The 5,923-nt window shown below is 69.8% G+C and carries 4 protein-coding genes; 1 reads left to right on the top strand and 3 read right to left on the bottom strand.

From position 1 onward, the window contains the following. A partial coding sequence (locus RDU12_RS11510) for an insulinase family protein (RefSeq protein ID WP_308684701.1) occupies positions 1-689 on the top strand: 689 nt, incomplete at its 5' end. Between the two features lie 62 nt (positions 690-751). Here RDU12_RS11510 and RDU12_RS11505 read toward each other — a convergent pair. The 3 genes from RDU12_RS11505 to RDU12_RS11495 form a co-directional block, all read right to left on the bottom strand. Next, complete coding sequence (locus tag RDU12_RS11505; RefSeq protein WP_300292219.1) at positions 752-1,774, bottom strand: NAD-dependent epimerase/dehydratase family protein; 1,023 nt, start codon at positions 1,772-1,774, stop codon at positions 752-754. A 72-nt stretch (positions 1,775-1,846) separates the two neighbouring features. Continuing rightward, a complete protein-coding gene (locus RDU12_RS11500; RefSeq protein WP_374990214.1) occupies positions 1,847-3,934 on the bottom strand; it encodes a glycoside hydrolase family 97 protein in 2,088 nt (695 codons plus the stop codon). Positions 3,935-4,069: 135 nt separating this feature from the next. Continuing rightward, positions 4,070-5,707 (bottom strand): alpha-glucosidase family protein, encoded by a 1,638-nt coding sequence (locus tag RDU12_RS11495; protein ID WP_374990213.1) that lies wholly within the window; start codon positions 5,705-5,707, stop codon positions 4,070-4,072. Positions 5,708-5,923 lie beyond the last annotated feature (216 nt).

The raw sequence follows: 5,923 nt of genomic DNA, 5'->3' as shown, positions 1-5,923 counted from the left end.
CCTCGGCGATGCCGGCCAAGCCGGGCCCGGCCGACGCCCCCGAGGCCGCCGGCCTGCCGCGCATCCTGATCGTCGACCGGGCCGGCCCGCAGTCGACCATCCTGGCGGGCCGCACGGTCCCGGCCTTCGATCCGACCACCGAAGCGGCCATCGACACGATGAACACCGCCCTCGGCGGGGCCTTCACCAGCCGCATCAACATGAACCTGCGCGAGGACAAGGGCTGGTCCTACGGGGCCGGGGGCGGCGTGCCCTTCGGCCGCGGCGACCGGGTCTATATGGTCAGCGCCGGGGTGCAGTCGGACAAGACGGCCGAGAGCATGGCCGAGCTGCGCCGCGAGTTCAGCGATGTGGTCGGCTCGCGTCCGCTGACCGACGTCGAGATCCAGGCGGCGCGCGCCAATATGGTGCAGGGCCTGGCCGGCAACTGGGAGACCAACGGCGCCATCGCCGGCGAGCTCCAGAACATGGTCGTCTGGGGCGTGCCGGAAAACTACTATGACACCTACGCCCAGCAGGTCAGCAGCATGGACGCCCGGCGGGCGACCGAGGCGGCGCGGACCATCGTGGGCGGCGGCCCGACCACCTGGGTGATCGTGGGCGATCGGGCGACGATCGAGCCGAAGATCCGCGCCCTCGGCTATGGCGACGTGCAGGTGGTCGACAGCGAAGGCCGTCCGGTCGAGTAACCGAACGAACGACGACGACAGCGAAGGGCGGGGCCGGCGACGGTTCCGCCCTTTCGTTTGTCTCAGACGCCGTAGAAGTCGCGGTACCAGTCGACGAATTGACCGACGCCGACATCGATGGGCGTCTTCGGCTCGTAGCCGAGGGCGTCGCGGGTCTCGCTGATGTCGGCCTCGGTGCGCGTCATCTCGCCTTCCTGGGTCGGCAGGATGTTGAGGATCGCCTTGCGGCCGATGGCCTCTTCCAGCACCGAGATGTAGCGCGAGAGTTTCTCGCGCCGCCCGGCGCCCAGGTTCAGGATCCGCCACGGCGCGACGCCGCTGGTCGCCTGGCCCGGCGCCTCGGCGCGCCACGCGGGATCCCTGGCGGGGACGTCGTCCAGCGCCGCCACCACCCCGTCGACGATGTCGTCCACGAAGGTGAAGTCGCGCTCCATCGCCCCCTCGCCATAGACGTCGATCGGCCGGCCCTCGAGGATGGCGCGGGTGAATTTGAACAGGGCCATGTCCGGCCGGCCCCACGGGCCATAGACGGTGAAGAAGCGCAGGCCGGTCGAGGGGATGCCGAAGATGTAGGCGTAGGAGTGCGCCATCGCTTCATTGGCGATCTTGGTCGCCGCATAGACGTTCAGCGGATGGGCCACGCCCTGCTGGACCGAGAAGGGCAGGGCGGCCGAGGCGCCGAACACGGAACTGGTCGAGGCGAAGACGAGATGCTCGGCGCGGACGGCGCGCGCGCCCTCCAGCACGGTCAGGAAGCCGACGACGTTGGAGTCGACGTAGCTCTCGGGGTTCTCGACGCTGTAGCGGATGCCCGCCTGGGCCCCGAGGTGGACGATGCGGCGCGGCGAATGGTCGGCGAACAGGGCCGTCATGCCGGTCCGGTCGGCGAGGTCGAGGGTGTGGTGAATGTAGTTCGGCTCGGCCTGCAGCCGCTCCAGCCGGGCGTGCTTGAGGGCCGGGTCGTAGTAGTGGTTCAGGTTGTCGACGCCGATCACCGTCTCGCCGCGCGCCAGCAGGCGCCGGGCGGTATGAAAGCCGATGAAGCCGGCCGAGCCGGTGACGAGGACGGGGCCCTGGACGGTCATGGGGTCTGGTTAGCGCCGGGCGTCGCGTCCGTCATCCTTCTTCTCTATCGGCCCTGAGGTCGACAGCGGTCGTCAACGACGGGCACTTCCCAGGGGCACGAAGCGGATGGCCTGTCCGCCGCCGGGGGCGAGCCGCAGGGTCAGGACCTTGGCCGAGGTCACCTCGCGGGTGGTGATGTCGATGGCCTCGCGGCGGGTGGCGTAGTTTGCGCCGGGCCCGTCGGCGTAGATCTCGGCGCGGTAGCGGCGGCCGGGATCGAGGAAGGCCAGAGGCGCCGTCAGCACCCGCGGTGCCTCGTCGGTGACGGCGCCGAGGAACCACTGGTCGGCATTGCGGTCCTTGCGGGCGATGACGACGAAGTCGCCGACCTCGCCCGACAGCACCCGGGTCTCCTCCCAGTCGACGGCCACGTCCTTGATGAACTGGAACGGGCCGGGGTTGGCCTCGTAATTCTCCAGCAGGTCGGCGGCCATCTGCAGCGGGCTGTAGATGACCACATAGAGCGCCAGCTGCTTGGCCCAGGTGGTGGCCACCCCCTCGGGGATGCGGGTCTCCATGCCAAAGATGCCCGGCGTATAGTCCATCGGCCCGGCCAGCAGGCGGGTGAAGACCAGGTTGGGCTCGTGTTCGGGCGGGTTCCCGGGCTGGCCCCAGGCGGCGTACTCCATGCCGCGCGCGCCCTCACGGGTGATGGTGTTGGGATATGTCCGGCGCAGGCCGGTGTCCTTGATCGGCTCGTGGGCGTTGACCGCCACCTGGTATTTCGCCGCCGTCTCGACGACCGTCTGGTGGTGGCGGGCCATGGCCTGGCTCTCGTGCCAGGCCAGATGCGCCTCGCCGTCCGGGCCGGTGACATGGGCCCCGCCGGCGTCGGCGACATAGCCGGTCTTGACCGAATGCCAGCCGAAGCGCTGCATCTGGGCGAAGGCGGCCTCGAGCTGCTTCTCGTAGTGGAAGGCGTTGCCGCCGGTCTCGTGGTGGCCGACGATCTCGACGCCCTTCTGCCGGGCGTAGGCGGCGACCCGCTCGATGTCGAAGTCGGGATAGGCCTGGGTGAAGCTGTAGCCCCAGCCGGTCCCGAACCACTCGCCGTCCCAGCCGACGTTCCAGCCCTCGACCAGCACCCCGCCGAAACCGTGCTCGGCCGCGAAGTCGATGTGCTTGAGGGTGTATTCGGTGGTGGCCCCGTGCTTGGGACCCGAGTTCCAGCTGCGGGTGTCGAGGTGCATGTCCCACCAGATGCCGACGTATTTCATCGGCTTGAACCAGCTGACGTCGCCCAGCTTGTTGGGCTCGTTGAGGTTCAGGATCAGGCTGGATTCGACGAGGCCGCCGGCCTGGTCGGCGATCTGGATGGTGCGCCAGGGCGTGTGGAAGGGGGTCTGGCGCACGACGGCGGCGCTGGTCAGGCCGGGGGTCAGCATGGCGCGGAACTTGCCGCCCTCGACCCGGCGCAGGTTCATGCCCGAATAGTCGACCAAGGCGGCTTCGTGGATCGACAGGTGCGTGCCGTCGTCGAGCCGCATGGTCAGGGGGGTCTGGCTGACGCCGACCGCCGAGATCGGGGTCCGGTTGTAGAGATATTCGGCGCGGTTGTACTCGAAGGCGGGCAGCCACCACGCCGTGCCCGGATCGGCGACGGTGAACTCGGTCAGCTCGGCGCCGATGCTGACGGTGGTCAGATTGGGCTGTTCCGGGAACTCGCAGCGGAAGCCGAGGCCGTCGTCATGGATGCGGAAGACCACGTCCATGCGGCGCATCAGGCCCCAGCGCTCCTGCAGCTCGACGCGCAGCTGGGTGTAGCGGTTGCGGATGAAGCGGCGCTCGCCCCACGGCTGCTCCCATGTGTCGTCGTGGCTGGCGACGGTCTGGCTCAGGATGCCGAAGGCGCGCTCCAGCTTGCGGGCGTCGGTCAGCAGGAAGCCGAGGCGGGAGGGGGCGATGACCGGCCGGCCGAGGCGGCTGACGGCGTACGAGACGAAGCCGTCCTTGTCGGCGGTCACCTCGACGGAGATGACCCCCTCGGGCGAGGCGGCGCTGGCGGCGCCGGGCTGAGGGCCCGTCGGGGCCGGGTCCTGCGCGGCGTCCCGGGCGAAGGCCACGGCCGGCAGGGCCGAGACGGCGGCGGTCCCCGACATCAGGGAACGGCGGTTCAACATCGGGGCCTGCTCCACGCAAAACGAACGCGCCCGGCGTCGCTTGCGGCGGCGCGAACGCGCGAGGTTTGCCGCAAATCTCGCCCGCCTGCCATCGGCGGGAAACCAAACGTGAGCCGCCGCACCCGGACGGCGGGGTCATCCGGCCGTGTCTGACAGAACCATCGCGGCCATCGGCGGCAGGGCGTTCCCGGTCCCGGCTTCGAGGTTGATCGCCTCGACGACCCGCCAGCCGGCCGGCGCCGTCCAGTCGATCGCCTGTTCGCCCGGATTGAAAGCGCAGAGCAGGCGTTCGCCGTCCAGGACGCGTTCAAACGCCAACAGGCCGGGGGCGCTGTCGATCAGCCGCATCTCGCCCCGGGCCAGGGCCGGATGGGCCTTGCGCAGGGCGACCAGCCGCCGGGTCAGATGCAGCATCGAGCCGGGATCGGCCTCCTGCCGGTCGACGGCGAGGCCGAGGTGGCGGGGGTCGACGGGCAGCCACGGCTCGGCGGTCGAGAAGCCGGCGTGGAGCCGGTCCGCCGACCACGGCATGGGGGTGCGGGCGCCGTCGCGGCCGAGGGTCTGGGGCCAGTTGGCGATGGCCTCGGGGTCGACCAGCCGGTCGAACGGCACCTCGGCCTGGGGCAGGCCCAGCTCCTCGCCCTGGTAGATGAAGACATTGCCGCGCAGGCACATCAGCAACAGCATGGCCATGCCGGCGAAGGCCCGGGGGTCGCGCTCGCCGGCCCAGCGCGAAACGGCCCGCGGCGCGTCGTGGTTGGAGAAGGCCCAGGACGGCCAGCCCTGGCCGTCGCGGCCGTGCCAGGCTTCGGCGCCCTGGCGCACCAGCTGGTCGTTCAAGGCCGGAGCGTAGAGGTAGAGGAAGCCGTAGGCGCTGTTCAGGCGGTCGTCGCCGACGGTGAAGGCCTGCATCTCGCGATCGGCGTGGTCGCCGCCGACTTCGGCCACGGTGAAGCGGCCGCCGTAGCCGTCGGTGAGGGCGCGGATCCGCTTGAGGAAGTCGGGTATTTCGGGCTGGGACTGGTTGTGGACCTTGTCCTGGAAGTCGAACGGCCGGGTGCGCTTGCCGCCGGGCGGCAGGGGCGGATTGTCCCTAAGCCGGGGGTCGTGCATCGAGAAATTGATGGCGTCGAGGCGGAAGCCGTCGACGCCGCGGTCAAGCCAGAAGCGCGCCACGTCCAGCAGCGCGTCCTGCACCTCCGGGCGATGCAGGTTCAGCTGGGGCTGCTCCGGCAGGAAATTGTGCATGTAGTACTGGCCGCGCCGGGCGTCCCAGGTCCAGGCCGGACCGCCGAACACCGACTGCCAGTTCGACGGCGGGGAGCCGTCCGCCCTGGCGTCGGCCCAGACGTACCAGTCGGCTTTCGGATTGGTGCGCGACTGACGGCTCTCGCGAAACCAGGCGTGCTGGTCCGAAGTGTGGGCCAGGACCAGGTCGGTGATGATGCGCAGGCCCAGCCGGTGCGCCTTGTCGATCAGGGCGTCGAAGTCGGCGAGGGTCCCGAAGACCGGATCGACATCGCGGTAGTCGGCCACATCGTAGCCGAAATCCTTCATCGGCGAGGTGAAGAAGGGCGACAGCCAGACGGCGTCGACGCCCAGGGAGGCGATGTGGTCGAGGTGGTCCGTCACCCCCTTCAGATCGCCGACGCCGTCGCCGTTCGTGTCGGCGAAACTGCGCGGATAGACCTGATAGATGACCGCGCCGCGCCACCATTCGGCGGCCTCGTTCGCGGCCTGTCGGGACTCGGGAATCTGGACGGTCAAGCTCAACCCTCACCAAGGCCAAAGCCTGCGGCCAAAGGTGTTGAACACCACCCGCGTTCCGTCGTCACCACCGAAAAGGGCCGGGGACCGCCAGGCTCGTCGACGCCGGGCGGCCACTTTTGGTTACGGCGCCCGTGAAACATCTGGACGGCGGCGGGTGTTTGATGAAACCGTTTACATCAAGCGCCGCGCGCGTTGGACGCACGGCCACCCCGGGGAGAG

It is taken from the genome of Brevundimonas sp., assembly GCF_031082345.1.
Lineage (GTDB): Bacteria > Pseudomonadota > Alphaproteobacteria > Caulobacterales > Caulobacteraceae > Brevundimonas.
The sequence above is the reverse complement of the archived record's forward strand: the minus strand, read 5'-3'. Positions and strand labels throughout refer to the sequence as shown.